We start from the raw sequence: 21,928 nt of genomic DNA on the forward strand, positions 1-21,928 counted from the left end.
AAAAATGGAAATGAAAAAAATCATAGCAATACTAACAATTGGTCTGTCGATGACAGCTTGTGTTAGTGAAGATATAAACACAGACCCAAATAGCGCCTATACTACCGTTCCTGGATCCCTTATAAATTATGCTCAAAAGGAATTAAGTGATTACGTAAACACTCCTAGTGTTAACGAAAACAACTTCAGATTAACGATGCAGTACTGGCAAGAAGCAATCTATGTAAACGAAAGTAATTATGACTTTGTTAACAGAAATGTTTCTAACAACATTTACACTGATAATTATGTAAATGTATTGAACAACTTAGGTAAAGCAAAAGAACTGGTTAATGCGTATGTACCAACTATTGCTGAAGCTCCAGCATGGCCAAAAAACAAAAAAAACCAATTGGCTATTATTGATATCATGCAAGTTTACACATTTCAAATGCTTGTAGATACTTTCGGAAATATACCTTATACTCAAGCTGCAAATCTTACTGCTTACCCATTACCTGCATATGATGATGCATCTAAAATTTATGAAGATTTAATCGTAAGAATAAATACAGATATAACTAATTTAGACATTACAGCAACTGGCTTTAAGACTTTTAGTGATGGTGACAAATATTACAATGGAGCTATTGCAAAATGGATTGTACTTGCTAACTCTTTAAAATTAAAACTAGCAATCGGAATTGCCGATGCAAATCCAACTTTAGCTCAGACTACAGCACTTTCTGCTATAGCTGCAGGCGTTATGACTTCTCCTGCTAATAATTGTCAATTTCAATACTTATCTCCATCTCCAAATTTCAACCCTTTGTTTGAAAACTTGGCTGCAAGTGGTAGAGATGATTTCTTCGCTGCTAAACCATTAGTTGATTACATGAATGCATCTAATGACCCAAGAATAAGTCATTATTACGAACCAAAAGTAGATGAGACTCCAGATGATCCTTCAGATGATATTTTTGTAGGTCAAGAAGTTGGAAAAAGCGGAAAATATAGTGATTTTTCTAGCATCGGTGCATTTGCATACACTCGTACTACTCCTGGTATTATATTAAACTATACTGAGGTTGCTTTTTATGTAGCTGAAGCAAATGCTAGATGGAATACAGCAGCAGCTGCAACATCTTACACTACTGCAGTTACAGCTTCAATAGTAGAATGGGGCGGTACAGCCGCAGATGCTACTACTTATCTTGCAGCAAAACCATACGACCCAGCTAATTGGAAAAAATCAATTGGGGAACAAGCTTGGGTAGCAATGTTTAACCAAGGTATAACTTCATGGAATTTCTGGAGAAGATTAGATTTCCCTGTTTTAGTTGCACCTCCTACTGCTATTACTAATGCTGGTGGTAAAGTTCCAGTAAGAATGACATATCCAGTTCTTGAACAACAAGTAAATAATTCAAACTGGAAAGCAGCTTCTGATGCTATCGGTGGAGATTTATTAACAACAAAACTATTCTGGGATAAATTCTAATTTTTTATCTTAGTAATCATAATTAAGCCACTCTGTTCGTTCAGAGTGGCTTTTTTTTATATGAACATTATAACTATATTTGCCGTATGGAAAAAGAACATCAAATATTCGGAATTAGAGCCATCATAGAGGCAATACAATCAGGAAAAGAAGTAGACAAGGTCTTCATACAAAAAGAAATATCAGGTGAACTGATGAAAGATTTAATGAAAGTGATGAAACGCGCCAACATAAATTTTTCTTATGTTCCAGTTGAAAAACTAAACAGATTAACCCCAAATAATCACCAAGGTGCAGTCGCAACAATATCACCAATTGGTTTTATTGAATTAGAACATTTGGTAGATTCAACTGTTGCTTCAGGAAGTACTCCCCTATTTTTAATTTTAGATCAAATATCTGACGCCCGTAATTTTGGTGCCATTATCAGAACAGCAGAGTGTACTGGCGTAAACGGGATCATCGTTCAGAAATCAGGCTCAGCCCCAGTTAACGGAGATACTGTTAAAACATCAGCTGGAGCGGTATTTAATGTACCTATTTGCAAAGTAGAACACATAAAAGACGCTATTTTTTATCTACAAGGTTCAGGCATAAAAACTGTAGCTGCAACTGAAAAAACAGACCAAAACATTTATGATGTTTCATTAAATGAAGCTGTCGCTATAATAATGGGATCTGAGGATCGAGGTATCAATCCATCGGTATTAAAAATAGTTGATGAAAAAGCAAAACTTCCAATGTTTGGAACAATAGGATCTCTAAACGTTTCTGTTGCATGTGGAGCTTTTTTATATGAGGCTGTCCGCCAAAGAAAATAAAACCAACACATAAGATTAGAGGGTAAATAAATGATTATAAATAATTTTTTATGCATTCCAATTCTATTCGTAATGTTCCAATAAAAAAAGTCTTATTTATACTTGTAATGTTTCTAATTACAAGTATAAGTCATGGACAAACTTCTACGTACAATCAATTCTGGAGCGAAATTCAATTCAACAGAACTATAAATGAAAGATGGTCTCTTGAACTAAATCTTGACAATACTTATAGTAGCACAGAATCTTCTTCACAAATTTTCCACACAAACACCCAGAAAGCTTTTAGAACTTGGGGACACTACTACTTAAGTCCTCGGTGGAAACTATCTAGCTTCTTAGCCTATTATGATAATAAAGATGTTCCAGAAATAGGACAATTTAAATCTCCTGAGTGGAGATTTGCGTTACAAGGCACATATTTTTTCCATAAAATAGGATATACTCTCAGTACAAGAATGAGAATAGAACTCCGATACATAAGAGATGAAAACGGTAGGTATCAAGATATATATAGGTATCGTCAACAAATCAAATACTTAAAACCAATAAACAGTAAAGTACTCCGTGAAGGTGTAGTTTACGCTATAGTTTCTGATGAATTATTCTTTAAATCAGATGCAAAAATTACTGGGCTAAGCTTTTTTGACCGCAATAGATTAAACCTTGGAGCAGGATATTTATTTACAGATGACATACAAATAGAATTGACCTATGCTAATGAGTATCTTCCAAGAGATACAGATTCGCAAATAATAAATGCCGCTTCAGTAACACTAACTTTTAATAATATTTTCAAAAATAATAGTAAAAAAGCACTTCAAAAAACAAATTAATAACACTATCATTACAAACAAAACAATCTTGTAACATTAGCTTTTATAGAATACAAAAACTAAAGTAATCTAGCCTTAATTTTACGATTTTAAGACAAAAAAACTACATCTAAAAGTGTCCTCATCCCCCATTATCTATGTGTTTTTCGAATATTTAAAGAAAAAAATACATTTATTCTCTCAAAATTTAACCACAAAAATTACTTTTATTTTTTTCTTTTATTATGGTCAAAAAAAACGAAAAACGAAAAAAAAGCTATCAAAAAATTTAAATATTTTTATAATTTTAACGATTTCACCTCTAATAAATAGATTCAAAACCATAGAAAAATTCATTTTTTAACAAGAAATATTTTGTTTATTTGCGTATTTCGGATAAAAGCAGACAAATCCATTAGGAAGATTAACAAATTATTAAGATTTTTGTCAAACTAATTCAAAATATTTAAAAATGAAACTAAAATTCAATGGATTCTTAGTACTGCTATTGGTACTGGTTGCGCAATTAAATTTTGCGCAAGAAAGAGTTGTTTCAGGAATTGTTTCTGATGATACTGGAATGCCTATACCTGGTGTAACGGTAACTGTAAAGGGAACAAAAAATGCAACACAAACTGATTTCGACGGAAAATACTCAATTAAAGCGTCGCCTAATCAAATTATTCTTTTCACTTACATTGGGATGAAAAGTAAAGAACAGCCAGCTACATCTTCTGTTGTTAACACAAAGTTAGTGGGAGATGCAATGGAACTTGAAGGCGTGGTGGTTGTAGCTTTTGGAACACAGAAGAAAGAAGCTATAACAGGAGCTGTTGCAAAAATTGATGCAAAAGCATTAGAAAACACACAAGCATCTAACGCAATTCAATCTTTAACAGGTAAAGTTGCAGGTGTACAAATCCAAGCAAATTCAGGACAACCTGGAGATGCGCCTCAAGTACGTTTTAGAGGTATTGGATCTATCTCATCTTCTAATGCACCTTTGTATGTTGTAGATGGTTTTCCATATAATGGAGATATAAATGCTATAGCAACTCAAGATATCGAATCTATCAGTTTCTTGAAAGATGCATCATCTAATGCATTATACGGAAGTAGAGGAGCAAATGGTGTAATCATTGTTACAACTAAAAAAGGTAAAAAAGGTCAACTAAAAGTTACTTACGAAGGAAAAATAGGAGTTAACTCTAGAGCTGTTCCGGAATACGACATGATTACTGATCCAGGGCAATACTACGAAGCTGCCTATGGAAGAATCCGAAATGGTCTAATTTATCAAGGAAAAACACCTGCAATAGCATCAGCAACTGCATCACAAAATTTAATAAGCGGAAACCCATCTTACTCACTAGGGTATAATAATTATAACGTACCGAATAATCAAGTAATAGATCCTGCTACAGGAAAACTAAATCCTAATGCAAAATTATTATATCATGATAATTGGGAAAAAGCATTATTTAACGATAATACAAGAATTGAACACTTTTTAAGCTTATCTGGTAGTTCAGAAAAACTTAATTCTTATTTATCTGTAGGTTACCTATCTGATAATGGATACACAATTAATTCTAACTTTAAACGTATCACTCTAAGATCAAATGTAGACTATACGATTAATGATAAAATTAAAGTAGGAGCTAACATTAACTATGCAAACTCTAATCAAAATGCACCAATCTCGCAAGTAACTTCTAGTACATATAGTAATTTATTTAGCTGGGCAAGAAATATAGCTCCAATTTATCCAATTTATCTTAGAGATGCTGGTGGAAACGTTGCAACTAACAAATTAGGAGAAAAAGTATATGACTTTAACCAGTCTGGAGATCGTCCATATGGTTTCAACTTAAATCCATACGGAACTACATTATTAAATACAAATTTAAACCAAGAAAACAAATTTGGAGCAAGAGGGTATGTATCTATCGACTTCTTAAAAGATTTCAACTTCAGATACAATCTTGGTTATGACTTAATGTCTGGGTATTATTCAAATAGTACAACCGGAATCGGTGGAGATGACATGGGAGTAAATGGTAGTATAGGAGCAGCATCAAAAGATGACTATACTATTACAAACCAACAATTGTTATCTTGGAAAAAATCTTTTGGGGAACATTCACTTGACATTCTTGTTGGACATGAGTCTTCTGATTTCAAATCAAAAATGTTAACTGGACAAAAAACTGGTGTCGTAATCCCAGGTTTACCAGTAGTTAGTAACGCTACTAGATTTTCTTATTTAGATGGCTACAATGATCTATACAAAGTAGAAGGATTTTTCTCTAGATTAAATTATAACTACAAAAACAAATATTTTGTAAACGCTAGTTTCAGAAGAGATGGATCATCAGTATTTGCACCAGAAAACAGATGGGGTAACTTCTACGGATTTGGAGGAGCATGGTCTGTGATGAAGGAATCTTTCTTCCCTCAAACAAAATGGATTACTGATTTAAGAATCAAAGGAAGTTACGGAGAACAAGGAAATGATAATATCTATTACCCATCGTCTACAAGAATTAATAGCCGTAGCTATTTTGGAAGTGAGAGAAACTACTACGCATACCAAACACAGTATGAGATTTTACCTGATGCAGATGGAAACGCAAGTGTAGTTACCGTATATGAAGGAAACAAAAACATCAAATGGGAAAAATCTAAAAACTTAAATATTGGATTCGAAATTGAATTATTCAATAGAGTAAATCTTGAAGCTGAATATTTCGAAAGAAATGTAAGTGATTTAATATACAACCGTCCTTATGCACCAGCTACTGGAATTCCGTTTGTTACTGAAAACATTGGTGACATGTCTAACAAAGGAATCGAAGTAAACTTAGGTGTTGACATAATTAAGACACAAGATATCGACTTTAACGTTTGGGCAAATGCAACACATTACAAAAACAAAGTAACTGCATTACCAAGTCCTTTTACAAGTGGTATTTTTAGATTTGAAGTTGGAGCTCCGGCTTATGCTTACTACTTAAGAGAATTTGCAGGTGTTGACAAAACTAATGGAGACGCTTTATGGTATATGGACGAAAAAGATGCGTCAGGAAACATAACTAAAACAACAACAAATGTTTACGGAAATGCGACTCAATACTTAAGTGATAAAGATGCAAATCCAGATGTATATGGAGGTTTCGGAACTATGTTCAGATTTAAAAACATCACATTCCAAGCAAGTTTTGCATACCAAGTTGGAGGATATATGTATGATGGTGTTTACCAAAGTGCGTTAAGTTCAGGAGATGATAACGTAGGTCAAAACTACCATAAAGACATAGCAAAATCATGGTCTGTTGATAATCCGAATTCAGATATGCCAAGAATTGACCACATTTCACAATATCAAATGGCATCTTCAGATTATTTCTTAGCAAAATCAGATTACATCAGCTTACAAGATGTTTCTATTTCTTATGATTTTAAAAACAGCAAATTACAAGATCTTGGGATTTCATCTACTAAATTCAGCTTAATGGGAACTAATTTAGCATTATGGTCAGATAGAAAAGGGATGGATCCAAGATTAAGCAACTTGGGATCAAGATCAAACAATGGTCAATCATTGAATGTTTATGGAGTAATGAAAACTATCTCATTTGGTTTAACAGTAAATTTTTAAGAATATGAAAAAAATATTAACTATAACATTATCATTGTTGATGTTAACAAGTTGTGATAAAGATTTTCTAAACACAACACCTGAATCAACAATTAATGACGAACAGCTTGCAACATCTGAAGAAGGATATGCAGCAATTATAAACGGAGTCCATTCTGCATTAAGATCATACGGATTATCTATCGGAGCCAACCACGAAGATTATGGACACAAATCTATTCTTGCAGCAACAGATATAATGTCAAATGATGTTGTGCAAACAAAATCAAGCTGGTACGGGTCTTTCTACAACTATATAGGAAGACAACAAACAAGTATTAGATCTAAACTTGCGTGGAGTACATACTACCCACAAATTAAGACTATAAATATCGTTCTTAATGCAGTTCCAGCAGAAGCTGCAACAACTGAAAAATTGAAAAACATTAGAGGAGAAGCATTAGCTTTAAGAGGTTACCTTTACTTTATGTTAGCACGTATGTATGGTCCAACTTATGTAGGTCATCAAACAGACTTATGTGTACCAATTTACACTACAGTATCATTAGACCCACATGCAAGAGCAACTGTTAATGAAGTTTATACTTTAATAGAAAAAGATTTAAAAGAATCTCTTCCTTTATTAGAAACCTATAAACGTAGAAATACATCAGCGGTTAATCAATCTGTTGCTCAGGCATTTTTAGCAGATATTTATCTTGAAATGGGTAAATATGCCGAAGCTGCAACTCTTGCACATGCTTCTAGACAAGGATACCCTTTGTTAACTGAAGGTGAATGGAATACCGGTTTTTATGATGTGAGTAACAAAGATACTATGTGGGGAATAGCATTAACATCTGCACAAAGTTCTTTTGTAGCTAGTTTCTTTGGACATTTTGATAATACTAACAAATCTGCTTATGCAGGTGGTGGAGAGATTTATAAAAATATAGACAAAAGACTATATGACGCTATACCTGATACTGATTACAGAAAAAAAGGATTTGTTGCTCCAACAGGAAATGCTACTTATCCTAAATTACCAGCATATGCTAACATAAAATTTAGAGACCCTACAGTTAATGGTGGTGACTACATTTACTTAAGAGCTGCTGCAATGTACTACATCGAAGCTGAAGCTTATGCAAAATCAGGGAACGAAGCGCAAGCAATTCAAACTTTATACGATATTACAGTAACTAGAGATCCTTCTTACGTAAAATCTACAAATACAGGTGCAGCCTTAATCAATGAAATCATTCTTCAAAAAAGAATTGAACTTTGGGGTGAAGGATTTGCTTGGTTTGACATGAAACGTTTAGGTATTCCATTAGTAAGAGATTATGCTGAATCTAATCATGCAACTTTTGGAAAATTCAATATCCCTGCTGGTGATAATAAATTTACCTTCCAGGTTCCACAAGCAGAAATAGATGCAAATACATTAATTGTACAAAGTCCACTATAATTCTTGGTGTTCTTTAAAACATAAAAACCATCCCAAATTTGGGATGGTTTTTTTATACAAGCTATTCAAAAAACAACTAATGACTTACTATTAGCTATTTCTCATCTTCTTTAAGAAAGCAATTTAATTGCTCTATAATTGCTCTTTTATGTAGCTTAAAATCGTAATCCCTGACAAACTCTGTACCTTGCATGTTAATACTTGCTGTAACAGCTTCGAAGGTTGAAAATGCCTTTAAATCGTTCTTATCGATTATATACAACACTTGCAAAATAGAATCTTGTTTTAAGTATTGGGTATCGTAATGCTTTAATTTATATTTTATCTTGTTTGATAATTCCAACGTTAAATCATCTTTTATATTTTTCCCCACTTCTTTTGGAGGAAATGGAGTTGGCTGCAAAGCAATAAAATAATTCTCTTTATCGGTTACAATATTTATTTTTAAAGATTTTGATTCTGTAGTATAAAATGGTGTTGGTTTAATATAATAAAACATAGAACCATCTGCCTGGATTCGATTATGGATTTCGCATTGCGCAAAAACCATTGGCATCGACAATAAACATCCTACTAATAAACTTATCTTTTTCATATCCAGAGTTTTTGAAAGAATTAAATTATTCTAACAAAAATACTCATTAAAAAAATAAGTTTTAGCAATGAACTAATAATTAGAGATTATCATCTGATTCATCACGATTTACAACGGTATACTCTACTAAAGTATCCGAATAAAAATATGGCGCTTCTTCAAGAATTTCGGTATTGACGAAATTTCCATTTTCATCAAAATGTTTCATAAAATCATCCTCTTCTGGATTATAATCTGGTTGCTGCCAATCATACAAAAGAGGCTTTTGATATTCGGGAGTTTTAAATTGTATCGACATTACAAATCCTGTTATAAAACCAGCCAAATGCCCCTCCCAAGAGATAGAATTGTCAACTTCGGGAAAAACATACCAAATCATTCCTCCATAAAACATAATTACAGATAACGACAAAGCAACCAATCGGTAATATTTTGTTTGAATCCCTTTGAAAAAGATAAAACTTACCAAAACATAAATTAATCCGCTTGCTCCTATATGATAATTAGGTCTTGCAATAACCCAAGTAATTAATCCTGAAAATAATATTCCGTAAACAATTACCTGAATAGTTTGCTTTGGATAAAAAAACTGAAGCGCAGCTAGTAAAACCAGTAATGGGATGGAATTATTATATAAATGACTAATATCGGCGTGGATAAAAGGGCTAAATATTACACCTTGTAAACCTGTGAATGTTCTTGGATAAATACCGTATTCGTAAAAATCAAAATCATAACGAATTTGCAACCAATATACAATCCATAAAAGCAGCACAGAAAACAATGGTAGTGCAATAACCGAATTGGTAAATTTGAAATCTTTTTCCACTATTGTATATGATTATGATTAACAACTAAATTCAAGTCAAAAATTTATCCAAAATAAATTTAATGCTATTTTGTCAGATACCAATGCTGCAATTAAACACCTTTTTAGCCCAGATCGCAACGGCATCCTTTATTATTACTTCTTTAGTAATAATAAAGATAGAGTGAAGAGCTGGAAAAGCTCCTAAAAAAACTAATTGTGGCAACAAATTAAAATTGAAAATAGTAATTTTACAAAATGGAAGCACCATTAGCAGAACGTATACGACCTCAGAAATTAGAAGACTACGTTAGTCAGAGTCATTTGGTTGGACCGAATGGTTCACTAACTCAACAAATCGCAAAAGGAATTATTCCTTCATTGCTGTTTTGGGGACCACCTGGAACTGGAAAAACAACTTTGGCACAAATCATAGCACAAGAATCTAAACGTCCTTTTTATATATTAAGCGCTATAAATTCGGGGGTAAAAGATATTCGTGATGTTATAGAAAAAGCGAAACAAAGCGGTGGTTTATTTACAGCCAAAAATCCGATTTTATTTATTGATGAGATTCATCGTTTTAGTAAGTCACAACAAGATTCACTTTTGGCCGCTGTTGAAAAAGGCTGGATTACACTTATTGGCGCAACAACCGAAAACCCAAGTTTTGAAGTAATTCCCGCTTTACTTTCCCGATGCCAAGTGTATATTTTGAATGCTTTTACAAAAAGTGATTTGGAATTATTATTGCATCGCGCCATGAAAACGGATGTTGTCTTGGCTTTAAAAAAAATAAACTTAAAAGAAACCGAAGCTTTATTGAGACTTTCTGGTGGTGATGGAAGAAAGCTACTAAATATTTTTGAATTGGTCGTAAATGCATCGCCAGATGACAATATAACAATAACTAACGAGCGCGTATTTGAACTCGTACAACAAAACACTGTTTTGTATGACAAAAGTGGCGAACAACATTATGATATCGTTTCGGCATTTATAAAATCGATACGCGGAAGCGATCCTAACGGTGCTGTTTACTGGTTAGCCAGAATGATTGAAGGTGGTGAAGATGTAAAATTTATTGCGAGAAGAATGCTTATTCTATCGAGTGAAGATATAGGAAATGCAAATCCTACCGCATTTATAATGGCAAACAATACTTTCCAGGCGGTTGCTACGATTGGTTATCCTGAAAGCAGGATAATACTAAGTCAGTGTGCGATTTATTTGGCAACTTCGCCTAAAAGCAATGCATCCTACATGGCAATTGGTAACGCTCAACAGTTAGTAAAACAAACTGGAGATTTACCTGTCCCAATTCATTTACGTAATGCTCCAACAAAATTAATGAAGGAGTTAGGTTATGGTGATGATTATAAATATTCGCATGATTATGCAAATAATTTTGCTGAGCAAGAGTTTTTGCCAGATGCATTATCTGAGACTGCAATATATAATCCCGGCAACAATTCTAGAGAGAATAGCAACCGGGAATTTTTGAGGAATCGTTGGAAAGATAAATACGGTTATTAACTCCGTATAAAATTAGTTTAGAATTTTACGATAACTTTTTCTGAAACTAATTTATCATTTTTATAGTATTCAAAATACCATTCGTTGTCTTTAGCATTTAGAGAACCTTGAATATCTCCTTTTATAGCGATGAAAGAATCTGGACGAGATGTCTTCATTAATTTCATAACTACTTTTGGCGTTTTATCGATTAATTGATAACCTGTATCTGTAGGTTGTGCATACAATAAATTAGGATCATTATTGTTTACAACAGTATTAACAACAGCAGCATTGGTTGTTACAGCAACAGGAGCAACTGCAACCTGATTATTCACTGAAGTTTGATTATTAGTTGTCGTAGCTTTTGTTCCATTGTATTTATAATGCAATGCATTAATTGATAAAAAAGCTTGATTTAAGGCTTCAGAATATGCTCCATCAAAATCTTTGGTTTTACTCTTTCCTATATCTGATGTAAAAACAATTTTTCCGTAACAATCTTTAAATACTACATACAATTTTGTTACCAAAAAACCATTATCTCTAATAACATCTACATTTAACAAATCACATCTGTTATAGTCTTGCGGAATTGCGTCATTAGCATAAAATGCTTCGAAACCTGCATTATTTAAATTAAACTTGGTAAGCGTAGCTAATCTATATTGATTATCAGTTTTCATAAAATCATATTTCAACGGAATAATTACTGCTTTGTAATCATTAACTGACTGAGAAAAGCCATAGCTAGAAATAAATATAAGTAATAATAAGATTTTTGTTTTCATAATTTTATAAGTAATTTTTAAGTTCTAATAAATGATTAATTTGTTTAATATTATGTTGTGCTTCTACTTTTTTATCATTGAAGAAGATCACATCAAGTCCGGCATTTAAAGCTCCTTGAACATCGGCATCCAAACAATCTCCAATCATGATGCTGTTTTCTTTTTTAGAATTAGCAGAATTCAAGGCATATTCAAAAATGATAGGATTAGGTTTCTTTACCCCTGCATTTTCAGAATTTGTTATTGTCTGAAAGTAGGTTTCAATATTTGAATTTGTTATTTTCTTATACTGAACATCTGCAAATCCGTTTGTAATGATATGCAATCTGTATTTATCTTTTAAGTATTCTAAAATTTCAATTGCTCCATCAAAAAGATAATTATTTAATGGTAATAACTGAATATACTCTTCGGCCATTTCATCAATTAAACTATCTGAAACAACGTAATCTAAAGCATCAAAAGTATGCTTTAGTCTATTATAACGTAGTTCTATATGCGAAATTTCATCATTTTGATACAATTTCCAACAAGCCTGATTTATTGGAATATACTTTTCTATAAAAGCATTGATTTCAATTGTTGGGTGATTTTTTTTCAAAATACTTTCAAATGCTAATTCAGAATTTTTATCAAAATCCCAAAGCGTATGATCTAAATCAAAAAAAACATCTGTAATTATGGTATTATTTTTCATTCTTAAAAAATTCCTTCATCTAAAAAACTGTAATATCCAGTTTCAATAATTATAATATGATCTAACACTTTAATATCTAAGCTTTCGCCTGCCAATTTAAGCTTTTTTGTAATTTCTTTATCTTGTTCACTAGGAATTAATGATCCAGAAGGGTGATTATGACATAAAATCAATGAAGTTGCTCCTGTTTCAAGTGCCATTTTAAAAACCAACCTAACATCTACAAGAGTTCCAGTAATACCCCCTTTACTCAATTGCGATTTTGAAATAACTTTATTTGAATTATTTAAAAACACAACCCAAAACTCTTCATGTGGTAATTCTCCAATGATAGGTTGCATGATTTCAAAAACTACTTTACTCGATGTAATCTTGATTAAATCTACAACATCCTCTGCCCTTCTGCGTCGTCCTAATTCTGTTGCGGCTATAATCGAAATAGCCTTAGCCTCACCTATTCCTTTAAAGCCTATTAATTGTGTAATAGATAATTTACCTAAAGCATTTAGATTATTATCTACACTAGAAAGAATTCTTTTACTCAAATCAACAGCCGATTCATTTTTGCTTCCTGAACCAATCAAAATAGCGATTAGTTCGGCATCACTTAAAACATCTTTGCCTTTTAGCATCAATTTTTCACGTGGTTTATCGTCTTCAGACCAATTGGATATAGATATAAAAGAACTTTCTTCCATTAACATTATAATATTGTAATTAATCCTTTTACATCATCAAAGTTCAATCCTCCATAATTCCCAGAACTCATTAATAACAATGCCGAATTTTCTAAATCTAAATTGAATAAATAATCTTTAAAATCCTTTGGATTCGTGTAAATAATCAAGTCTTTACGATTAAAGGCTGTAGCAATTTGTTCGTAAGTAACCTCTTCTAATTGCTTTATTTTTACTGCATCTGGCGAATAAAAAACAACAGCAACATCTGCATATTCTAAAGCCCCTTCATATTCTTTTAAGAAGTCAGCATTTAAACTACTATACGTATGTAATTCTAAACAAGCTACTAATTTACGATTTGGGTATTGCTCTTTTACTGCTTTTGTTGTTGCTGCAACTTTGCTTGGCGAATGTGCAAAATCTTTATAAGCTACTCTATTCTTTGCTTCTGCTATTTTTTCTAATCGTTTAGAGGCACCTTTAAAACTAGCAATTGCTTCATAAAAATCAGCTTCATCTACACCCATATTTTGGCAAATCCATTTTGCACCAGCTAAATTATTTAAGTTGTGAGCTCCAAAAACTTCTATTGGCATATTACCTTCAGGCGTTTCAAGAAGTGTTACTCCGTCGCTTACTGTATAATTTGGCGTATGATATGGTAATTTTCTAATTGGGTTCGTTGCAGCTTCTGCCACACGTTTCACTTCAGAATCATCTTCGTTATAAACCAATATCCCACCGTTTGTAATTTTTTCAATAAAAATTTCAAACTGTTCTACATAGTTCTCATAAGTAGGAAAAACATTGATATGATCCCAAGCAATTCCAGAAATCAAAGCAATGTTTGGTTGGTATAAATGAAACTTAGGTCTTCTATCTATTGGTGAGGATAAGTACTCATCTCCTTCCAAAACCATAAAATCATTCTCTTCAGTAAGATGCACCATAGTATCAAATCCTTCTAATTGTGCTCCAACCATATAATCGACCTCGATATTATGATAATGCATTACGTGCAAAATCATCGAAGTTATTGTAGTCTTTCCGTGAGAACCACCAATAACAACACGTGTTTTATTCTTTGATTGTTCATATAAAAACTCCGGATAAGAATAAATTTTCAATCCTAATTCTTGAGCTTTTAGCAATTCTGGATTATCAGCCTTAGCGTGCATTCCTAAAATTACTGCCTCGATATCTGAAGTAATTTTTTCAGGAAACCATCCCATTTCTAGAGGTAAAATCCCTTTTTTCTCCAAGCGTGATTTCGAAGGCTCAAAAATTGCATCATCACTTCCTGTAACTTGATATCCTTTATTGTGTAATGCTAATGCCAGATTGTGCATTGCACTCCCACCTATGGCGATAAAATGTGTTCTCATTTTAGTTTGTTCGGTTATTCGTTTATTTATTATTGATCAGTTAATTAATGCTGGTTCTTTTATATTCTTCCAAAGTTGTTTTGGCCTTTTCAGGCTGATTCATTTTTTTCTGATACAAATTAGCAAGCATTTGGTAACTGGCTTTTGATTTACTTACAATAATGGCATGTTTATATTGCCGTTCTGCATCCGAATATCTTTTAAAATATTCATCGATGTGTCCTCTTGACAAATAACCATCTATCGGTGACAGTTTTAACAATTCATCTGAATATTTTATAGCTTTACTCTGGCTACCACCAGCAATTCCTGGCAATTGCAAATTTAATTCTATAAGTGCCCAACGTGCTTCTATATGTTTCGGGTTAAGCACGATTGCTTGTTCAAACGAACCTCTTACTTCATCTATCATTCCAAAAGCCTTAAACTTACTTACTCCAAGAGCTTTCATCCCTAAAGCCGCTCCATATTTATAGAAATAGTTAGCTCCAGATGGTTTTAGTTGCTTTAATTTTTTATAATACCCAACAGCTTGATCCCATTCTTTATTCTGAGTAGCTATATCTCCTAAATATTCAATTGTTTTTAAATCTGACGGTTTTTCTTTTAAAACTGATTCAAAAAGTGTTTCAGCTTTATCAAATTTCTGTGCTTCAAATAACTTTTGCGCTTTCTCAAAATTAGATTGCGACCATATTAGGGTCGGAAGTAAAAGAAAGACAATCATTATTTGTTTCATTCTTCAAAAATAGTGGAAATATAAAACGTATCATTTCTTTTTAAGTATAAATTAGTAATTTGTACGAGATTTATTTTCAATACTACTTCAATCTTTTAAAATAATACTAAACCAGTTTTTATGAAGAATATCTATTTTGTCTTATTGCTAATTTCTACCTCACTATTTGGGCAACAATATGAAAAAAACTGGAATAAAGTAATTGAAAATGAAAAACTCGGCAAAATAAAAACCGCCAATCAAATTGTTTCAAAAATTTACAAAAAGGCAGTTGCAAATAAAGACGAAGTACAAATTATAAAATGCTTTTTTTATAATTCAAAATACCTTCAAGTTGTTGATGAAAATGCTAAATCAAAAATTTTTGATAACTTAAAATATGAAATTAATCGAGCTTCAATCCCATCAAAAGCAATTCTGAATTTAGTTTACGCCAAATGTCTTAATGATTATGAAGTTGTACGTACTGTAGCAGATGATACCTCTACAGTTACCGCTGTAGACACCATAGCGGTAATCGATATACCAGAATCGATTGATTCTAATGTCATTCTATCTTCTGAAAAAGAAATCGATGCTCTTTATGAAAAAACGTTAGAAAACGAAGCAATTCTAAAAGCAACTCCTTTAAAAAATTATCAGGCTATTTTTAATTTTTTAACCTCAGAAAAACTAGAAACCGAGAACTTATATAATTATCTACTTAAAGAAAACATTGCATTTTATGCGCAACAAATAGAACTATGGGCAATTGAAGAGAATGAAATTAGTAAATACAAAAACGAACTTTTAGGAAATTCAATAGCTTTTTTAAAACTTGATTTAGCTACTATAAAAGATGAAGAACTCAGAAAAGTGCTCTCTTTATATCAGAAACTAGAATTAAATAACCCATCCCCAGAAAATCAATTTGATCGCATTATATACTGCAGTAAATTTCTGCCAGAATCTAACGATGATCTAGCAAAGTCATTAAATGAGCTTCTGCAACATTCAAACGACATAATTCTTACTCAAAAAATTTCATTAAAAAAAGGGGAAATTCTAATTAACCAAGCTTCAAAAGAACTACATCCAGATAATAACATTCAAGCAATAAAAATATTTGACGAGATAATAAAAAATAATGATCAAACTAATACAGCAAAAGAAGCTTTATATCTAAAACAAAGTGTTTCTTCAAAATCATTAACTGTTGAACTCCTAAAATACAGTTATAAAGATGAAAATACCAGAGCTTTTATTACTTACAAGAATATTGACAATTTAAATGTGTCTTTTTATAAAATAGACCAACAAAAGACAAAAGAACTTACGAATTCATATTTTCAGCGAGATAGTTTGGCCAACGCTTTCATAAAAAAACAAAATAAAATTGCAACCAGAAATTATCAACTTCAAAACAAACACGATTATTTTGAATACACAACCGAAGTACTTTTACCTAAATTAGAAACAGGGAAATATTTAGTCTATTTTGAAAGTGACTCTAATTTAAAAGATAAAAAAGCATTTGCGTTTGAAACCATAACTATTTCAAACCTTAGTATTCTAGCAAACCAAGAAGACGATAAAGAGAACTTTCAAGTTTTTGACCGAAAAACAGGTAAACCTTTAGAGAATGTAACTATAAAATCTTCTCACTATACTATTAAAACAAACTCTAACGGAGCAGCTTCTTATACCAGAACAAGTAGCTACAATTACGATGAGAGCATTGAATTTTCTTTAGATAATGATACTCTTGTAACTGAGAAAGAATACATACAACTCATACAGCAATACTCTGATAACAAAGATAATAGCCTTAAAGGTAAAGTTGAGTTTTACTTAGACAGAGCTATTTATCGTCCAGGACAAACCGTTTACTATAAAGGAATTGCGATTAAGAAACAAGATAACAAAACAAGTATCGTAGCTAATACTTCCTTCAATATCACTATTAAAGATCCCAATTATCAAACTTTTAAAGAGTTTCAAATAACTACAAATGAGTTTGGTTCATTTTCAGGGGAATTTACTGTACCCAAAAATGGATTGACTGGTAATTTTAACATTTATGCAGATAAGCCTGAAGATTATACCAAAGGAGATATTTATTTTAACAACAAACCGAATGCTTCTTTTTGGGACAATGTGAAAATTGAAAATTCAAGAGCCACTTTTAGTGTTGAAGAATACAAACGTCCAAAATTCAAAGTAGATTTCGAGCCTAAAAAAGGAAGCTTCCAAGTTAATCAATCCATAAAAATTAACGGAAGCGCCAAAGCATTTGCTGGAAGTAACATTTCTGATGCTAAAGTGAGTTATACTGTTAATAGATTCACGAGTTATTTTAGAAATTATTACGGACAAGAACAGAATGAAACTATTACTAGCGGAGAAACCAAAACTGATGCTTCAGGAAATTTTATAATTGAATTTATTGCACAGCCTTCTAAAAACGCAATAAAAGAACAACTCCCTGTTTTTAATTACGAAATAACTGCTAATGTTACAGATATTAATGGCGAAACACATACATCTGAGACAACTATAAAAGTAGGTTATCATGATTTAATTATCAATGCAATTATTGCTAATCAAATTGAAACAAAAAACAAAAATAAAATTACACTTACAAGTACAAACTTAAACGGGGAATTTTTAGCGGCTAAAGGAGAAATTAAAATGTATTTCGTAAGTCCTTTTTCAAACAAATTCAAAAAAGCAATATGGCCAGAACCTGAAATTGAAACCATTTCAGCATCAGATTTTGAGAAGTTATTCCCATTTGAAATCCGCGAAATTAAGACTAGCGATAAACCAAATGAAATTTTAGTATTCTCAAAAAAAATAGACACTCAAAAAGACAAAGAAGTAGTACTTGATTTTATGACAAATTATAAATCAGGAAACTACAAAATTGTTTTTTCTGCAAAAGATACTTTTAATAATCCCATAGAATCTGTTTCAACTTTTGAAGTCAAACAAAGCAAAGACAGATTCAATCCGAGTAAATTATTTACAGCGGAACAAATTAATATCGACCCCAAAAAAGATGGTTTTGTAGATGTCAAATTTACTTCTGTAATTCCTGATTTATATATCACTACAAATGGAAACTATGAAGATCAAAAATATTTTGAAAATACTTTTCATTTACAAAACAACGAAGTAATAATCAGAATTCCATTAAAGAAAGAATTCAGAAAATCTATTCGTTTACTTTCTGAAAGTATTTTTGAAAACGAAACTTTCAAGGATGAAATAGATGTAGCACTAAAAGAAGATGAATCTAAATTAGAGTGGATTGTTGAAAGTTTTAGAAACAAAATCGAACCTGGAAGCAATGAAAACTGGTCTTTTAAAATAAAATCCATTAATACTAAAAATGAAGCAGAAGTACTGGCTTCTATGTACGACAGTTCATTAGATCAATTTACGAAAAGAGATTGGAATACTTTAAAATTAAACACGTACTATTATAACCGATCTAATTTTAAATCTCGTTTAGGTTTTGAAAAAACAAATTCTACATTAGAAGATTTGAATGAATCCCAACCCTTTGAAAACTCTCGTAATGAAGAAACGGAATTAAACTGGTTTGGTTTTAACATTAATACTAGCAGCTATTATGATTCTATTGGCGGGTATTTTGTAAATATTAAGGATAAAAAGGTTGGCAGTGAAAACATCAAAGGAGATCCTGACGCAGTACTAGCTGAAGAATCCAATAACAACATATCAACCATAGAAATTCCAAGAGTCGATAAAGTAAAATTTATAAAACCTATTAGTGCAAAAGCAGAAGAATCAGTTAACGAAGAATACTATTATCAAACTAATAAAGTTAAATTTATTCCAAGGAAAAAAATTATAAGTGGTCTAACTTCTATGGTAGTCAATGCATCCACGTTATACATAATTGATGGGGAAATATCATCTGAAGATAATTTCAAAAAAATAAATCCAGACGACCTTCTAGACATAGAGTTCTTAACTGCAAACAAAGCAATTGCTCTTTACGGAAGCAAAGGAGCAAATGGTGCAATAATCATTACAACAAAAAACGCTCTGGAAGAACTAACAAAAGTAAAAGCAAGAAAAAATCTATCGGAAACAGCTTTCTTTTACCCTAATTTAAAAACTGATGCTAGCGGAAAAGTAAGCTTCAATTTTACTTCTCCCGAAGCTTTAACTGCTTGGAAACTTCGATTATTGGCACATAACAAAGATGCTGTTTCAGGTTATTTAGAGAAAAGTGTTATTACTCAAAAAGAACTGATGGTTTTACCGAATTTCCCACGTTTCTTAAGAGAAAAAGATACTATTGTTATCAGTACTAAAATATCAAATGTTACCGCAGAAGCTAAAACCGGAATTGCAATCCTACAGTTTTATGATGCTACAACTATGCAACCAATAGATGCAAAAATGCTAAATGCAAAAAACGTTAAAAACTTTACTGTTAGTGCATTTGGAAATACAACGGCAAGTTGGACAATTTCGATTCCGGAAGGTTTACAAGGCGTACAATATAAAATTCTGGCTAAATCAGGCAACTTCTCTGATGGAGAAGAAAACATCCTTCCTGTTTTAACTAATAATATGTTGGTTACTGAAAGCATCCCAATTTGGGTTCGAGAAAATTCAACCAAAGAGTATACGCTTGAGAATTTAAAGAACAATATTTCTACAACTTTAAAAAATCACCAACTTACATTAGAATATACATCAAATCCTGCATGGATTGCCATACAGTCTTTACCCTATTTAATGGAATATGAACACGAATGTGCTGAACAGACTTTTGCTCGTTTTTATGCCAATACTTTGGCTTCTGAAATTATTTCGAGTAATCCGAAAATTGCAACTGTTTTTGAAGATTGGAGAAAGAATGGAAAACTGAATTCAAAATTAGAAGAAAACGAAGAACTAAAATCAATTATTCTGGCAGAAACTCCTTGGCTAAATGATGCACAAAGCGAAGAAGAAAAGAAAAAGAATCTAGCGCTTTTATTTGATTTGGAGAAAATGAAAACTTCTCAAGAAGCTACTTTTGATAAACTAAAACAAAAGCAAAAAACATCTGGAGGATTTTCATGGTTTGACGGAAGTGACGAAAGCGAGTATATTACAAGACACATTTTGGCAGGTTTAGGTCATTTATCTAAATTAAATAAAACTAAAGATAATGATGAAAAAATTAATGCTATTACCAAAACCGGAATTCCGTTTTTAGATAACAAGTTTTTAGAATACTATAAAACTCAAACTAAAAGCTTAAAAGCAACCAGTAAACTAATCTGGATTAATCCTTATTCTGATTTACATTATCTCTATACCAGAAGTTTTTATTTAGATAATTATCCGCTTTCTGACACGTTAAAAAAAGCAACCAAATTGTACTTAGAAACAACTAAAAAAGATTGGTTAAAGTATTCTCTTTACGAAAAAGGATTAGCAGCTTTAACATTAAATCGCTTCGGAGAAAGTGAAACAGCTAAAAAAATCATCGAAAGCCTGAAAGAAACAGCTTCCAATAATGACGATTGGGGAATGTACTGGATTGCGAATAAATCGGGATGGTATTGGTATCAGGCACCTATAGAAACCCAGGCTTTATTAATCGAGGCTTTCGCCGAAGTAAATAATGACACCAAATCTGTAGATGCAATGAAAGTCTGGCTGCTAAAAAATAAACAAACCAAAAACTGGCCGACTACAAAATCTACTACCGAAGCAGTTTATGCCTTATTAATGCAAGGCAGCGATTGGTTAAGTGTAAAAGATAATACTGTTATTAAAATTGGGGACGAAAAAATCCTAACCAAAAAATTAACCGAAAACGAAAAAGAAGCTGCAACTGGCTATATCAAACTCAACTGGAAAGCTGATGAAGTAAAAAAAGAAATGGCTTCTGTAAAAATAGAAAACAAATCAAAAGTTCCTGGTTTTGGAGGCGTGTATTGGCAGTATTTTGAAGATTTAGATAAAATTAAAACAAACCCGAATACAGCTTTATCTGTTTCTAAAGAATTATACATCAAAACAAAAACAGTTGACGGAGATCAATTACAGAAAATCACAACTAAATCTTCATTAAAAATTGGTGATTTAATTACCGTAAGATTAATAATTACATCCAAAGAAGATATGGAATTCGTTCACTTAAAAGACATGAGAGCTTCTTGTTTTGAACCTGTAAATGTTCTTTCAGAATACAAATACAAAGATAGATTGGGTTATTATATGAGTACAAAAGATGCCGCAACACACTTTTTCTTTGATAGGGTAAATAAAGGAACTTATGTATTGGAATATGATATTAGAATAAACAATGGCGGTAACTTCTCTAATGGAATTTCTACAATCGAAAGTATGTATGCACCAGAATACTCAAGTCATAGCAAAGGAATTCGTGTAAAGGTTAATTAACAAGAGTTTTAAAATTCCAATATGAAAATTCCAAATTCCAAAATAAGACACTATGTTTTTTTGTCAGGCTG

The 21,928-nt window shown here is 31.9% G+C and carries 14 protein-coding genes; 7 read left to right on the forward strand and 7 right to left on the reverse strand.

Going from position 1 to position 21,928, the window contains the following annotated elements; genetic code table 11:
- The first annotated feature begins 10 nt into the window (after positions 1 to 10).
- The 5 genes from SHI72_RS09635 (at position 11) to SHI72_RS09655 (ending at position 8,227) form a co-directional block, all read left to right on the forward strand.
- Positions 11 to 1,480 (forward strand): SusD/RagB family nutrient-binding outer membrane lipoprotein, encoded by a 1,470-nt coding sequence (locus SHI72_RS09635; protein WP_323489826.1) that lies wholly within the window; start codon positions 11 to 13, stop codon positions 1,478 to 1,480.
- An 86-nt stretch (positions 1,481 to 1,566) separates the two neighbouring features.
- Complete coding sequence (gene rlmB / locus SHI72_RS09640) at positions 1,567 to 2,301, forward strand: 23S rRNA (guanosine(2251)-2'-O)-methyltransferase RlmB (RefSeq protein ID WP_039111744.1); 735 nt, start codon at positions 1,567 to 1,569, stop codon at positions 2,299 to 2,301.
- 50 nt (positions 2,302 to 2,351) lie between these two features.
- Positions 2,352 to 3,137 carry a DUF2490 domain-containing protein gene (locus SHI72_RS09645; protein WP_323489827.1) on the forward strand — a complete coding sequence of 262 codons (786 nt, stop codon included), beginning with the start codon at positions 2,352 to 2,354 and terminating at the stop codon, positions 3,135 to 3,137.
- A 451-nt stretch (positions 3,138 to 3,588) separates the two neighbouring features.
- The gene (locus SHI72_RS09650; RefSeq protein WP_323489828.1) at positions 3,589 to 6,777 is read left to right on the forward strand and encodes a SusC/RagA family TonB-linked outer membrane protein; all 3,189 of its coding nucleotides are present in this window, start codon (positions 3,589 to 3,591) and stop codon (positions 6,775 to 6,777) included.
- Positions 6,778 to 6,781: 4 nt separating this feature from the next.
- On the forward strand, positions 6,782 to 8,227 hold the full coding sequence (locus SHI72_RS09655) for a RagB/SusD family nutrient uptake outer membrane protein (protein WP_323489829.1): 1,446 nt from the start codon (positions 6,782 to 6,784) through the stop codon (positions 8,225 to 8,227).
- A 94-nt stretch (positions 8,228 to 8,321) separates the two neighbouring features.
- Here SHI72_RS09655 and SHI72_RS09660 read toward each other — a convergent pair whose 3' ends face one another.
- Together SHI72_RS09660 and SHI72_RS09665 are read right to left on the reverse strand one after the other, a co-directional pair.
- Entirely contained in the window at positions 8,322 to 8,822 is a 501-nt protein-coding gene (locus SHI72_RS09660) for a hypothetical protein (RefSeq protein ID WP_323489830.1), read from the reverse strand.
- 79 nt (positions 8,823 to 8,901) lie between these two features.
- The gene (locus SHI72_RS09665; RefSeq protein WP_323489981.1) at positions 8,902 to 9,654 is read right to left on the reverse strand and encodes a rhomboid family intramembrane serine protease; all 753 of its coding nucleotides are present in this window, start codon (positions 9,652 to 9,654) and stop codon (positions 8,902 to 8,904) included.
- Positions 9,655 to 9,888: 234 nt separating this feature from the next.
- Here SHI72_RS09665 and SHI72_RS09670 point away from each other — a divergent pair, with 234 nt between their 5' ends.
- Positions 9,889 to 11,166 (forward strand): replication-associated recombination protein A, encoded by a 1,278-nt coding sequence (locus tag SHI72_RS09670; RefSeq protein WP_323489831.1) that lies wholly within the window; start codon positions 9,889 to 9,891, stop codon positions 11,164 to 11,166.
- A 17-nt stretch (positions 11,167 to 11,183) separates the two neighbouring features.
- On the opposite strand, the gene SHI72_RS09675 is transcribed toward SHI72_RS09670, so the two are convergent.
- The 5 genes from SHI72_RS09675 to SHI72_RS09695 are packed head-to-tail and all read right to left on the reverse strand — an operon-like array spanning position 11,184 to position 15,437.
- Positions 11,184 to 11,936, reverse strand: a complete 753-nt coding sequence (locus SHI72_RS09675) for a hypothetical protein (RefSeq protein WP_323489832.1) — start codon at positions 11,934 to 11,936, stop codon at positions 11,184 to 11,186.
- Between the two features lie 4 nt (positions 11,937 to 11,940).
- The gene (locus SHI72_RS09680) at positions 11,941 to 12,633 is read right to left on the reverse strand and encodes a YjjG family noncanonical pyrimidine nucleotidase (protein WP_323489833.1); all 693 of its coding nucleotides are present in this window, start codon (positions 12,631 to 12,633) and stop codon (positions 11,941 to 11,943) included.
- Positions 12,634 to 12,635: 2 nt separating this feature from the next.
- Complete coding sequence (gene radC / locus SHI72_RS09685) at positions 12,636 to 13,331, reverse strand: RadC family protein (RefSeq protein ID WP_039117352.1); 696 nt, start codon at positions 13,329 to 13,331, stop codon at positions 12,636 to 12,638.
- Between the two features lie 5 nt (positions 13,332 to 13,336).
- Positions 13,337 to 14,698, reverse strand: a complete 1,362-nt coding sequence (locus SHI72_RS09690; protein WP_323489834.1) for a UDP-N-acetylmuramate--L-alanine ligase — start codon at positions 14,696 to 14,698, stop codon at positions 13,337 to 13,339.
- 40 nt (positions 14,699 to 14,738) lie between these two features.
- The gene (locus tag SHI72_RS09695) at positions 14,739 to 15,437 is read right to left on the reverse strand and encodes a tetratricopeptide repeat protein (protein WP_323489835.1); all 699 of its coding nucleotides are present in this window, start codon (positions 15,435 to 15,437) and stop codon (positions 14,739 to 14,741) included.
- Between the two features lie 120 nt (positions 15,438 to 15,557).
- Between SHI72_RS09695 and SHI72_RS09700 the strand changes: the two genes are divergently transcribed.
- Complete coding sequence (locus tag SHI72_RS09700; RefSeq protein ID WP_323489836.1) at positions 15,558 to 21,857, forward strand: alpha-2-macroglobulin family protein; 6,300 nt, start codon at positions 15,558 to 15,560, stop codon at positions 21,855 to 21,857.
- The last annotated feature ends 71 nt before the right edge of the window (positions 21,858 to 21,928 follow it).

The sequence above is a fragment of the Flavobacterium sp. PL02 genome (assembly GCF_035013205.1).
Classification (GTDB): domain Bacteria; phylum Bacteroidota; class Bacteroidia; order Flavobacteriales; family Flavobacteriaceae; genus Flavobacterium.

What these genes read in the sequence shown, in the direction of transcription:
- SHI72_RS09635 (WP_323489826.1), top strand. Translation starts at nt 11, where the DNA reads ATGAAAAAAATCATAGCAATACTAACAATTGGTCTGTCGATGACAGCT.
- SHI72_RS09655 (WP_323489829.1), top strand. Translation starts at nt 6,782, where the DNA reads ATGAAAAAAATATTAACTATAACATTATCATTGTTGATGTTAACAAGT.
- SHI72_RS09680 (WP_323489833.1), bottom strand. Translation starts at nt 12,633, where the DNA reads ATGAAAAATAATACCATAATTACAGATGTTTTTTTTGATTTAGATCAT.
- SHI72_RS09695 (WP_323489835.1), bottom strand. Translation starts at nt 15,437, where the DNA reads ATGAAACAAATAATGATTGTCTTTCTTTTACTTCCGACCCTAATATGG.
- rlmB (WP_039111744.1), top strand. Translation starts at nt 1,567, where the DNA reads ATGGAAAAAGAACATCAAATATTCGGAATTAGAGCCATCATAGAGGCA.
- SHI72_RS09690 (WP_323489834.1), bottom strand. Translation starts at nt 14,698, where the DNA reads ATGAGAACACATTTTATCGCCATAGGTGGGAGTGCAATGCACAATCTG.
- SHI72_RS09675 (WP_323489832.1), bottom strand. Translation starts at nt 11,936, where the DNA reads ATGAAAACAAAAATCTTATTATTACTTATATTTATTTCTAGCTATGGC.
- SHI72_RS09660 (WP_323489830.1), bottom strand. Translation starts at nt 8,822, where the DNA reads ATGAAAAAGATAAGTTTATTAGTAGGATGTTTATTGTCGATGCCAATG.
- SHI72_RS09670 (WP_323489831.1), top strand. Translation starts at nt 9,889, where the DNA reads ATGGAAGCACCATTAGCAGAACGTATACGACCTCAGAAATTAGAAGAC.
- SHI72_RS09650 (WP_323489828.1), top strand. Translation starts at nt 3,589, where the DNA reads ATGAAACTAAAATTCAATGGATTCTTAGTACTGCTATTGGTACTGGTT.
- SHI72_RS09645 (WP_323489827.1), top strand. Translation starts at nt 2,352, where the DNA reads ATGCATTCCAATTCTATTCGTAATGTTCCAATAAAAAAAGTCTTATTT.
- SHI72_RS09700 (WP_323489836.1), top strand. Translation starts at nt 15,558, where the DNA reads ATGAAGAATATCTATTTTGTCTTATTGCTAATTTCTACCTCACTATTT.
- radC (WP_039117352.1), bottom strand. Translation starts at nt 13,331, where the DNA reads ATGGAAGAAAGTTCTTTTATATCTATATCCAATTGGTCTGAAGACGAT.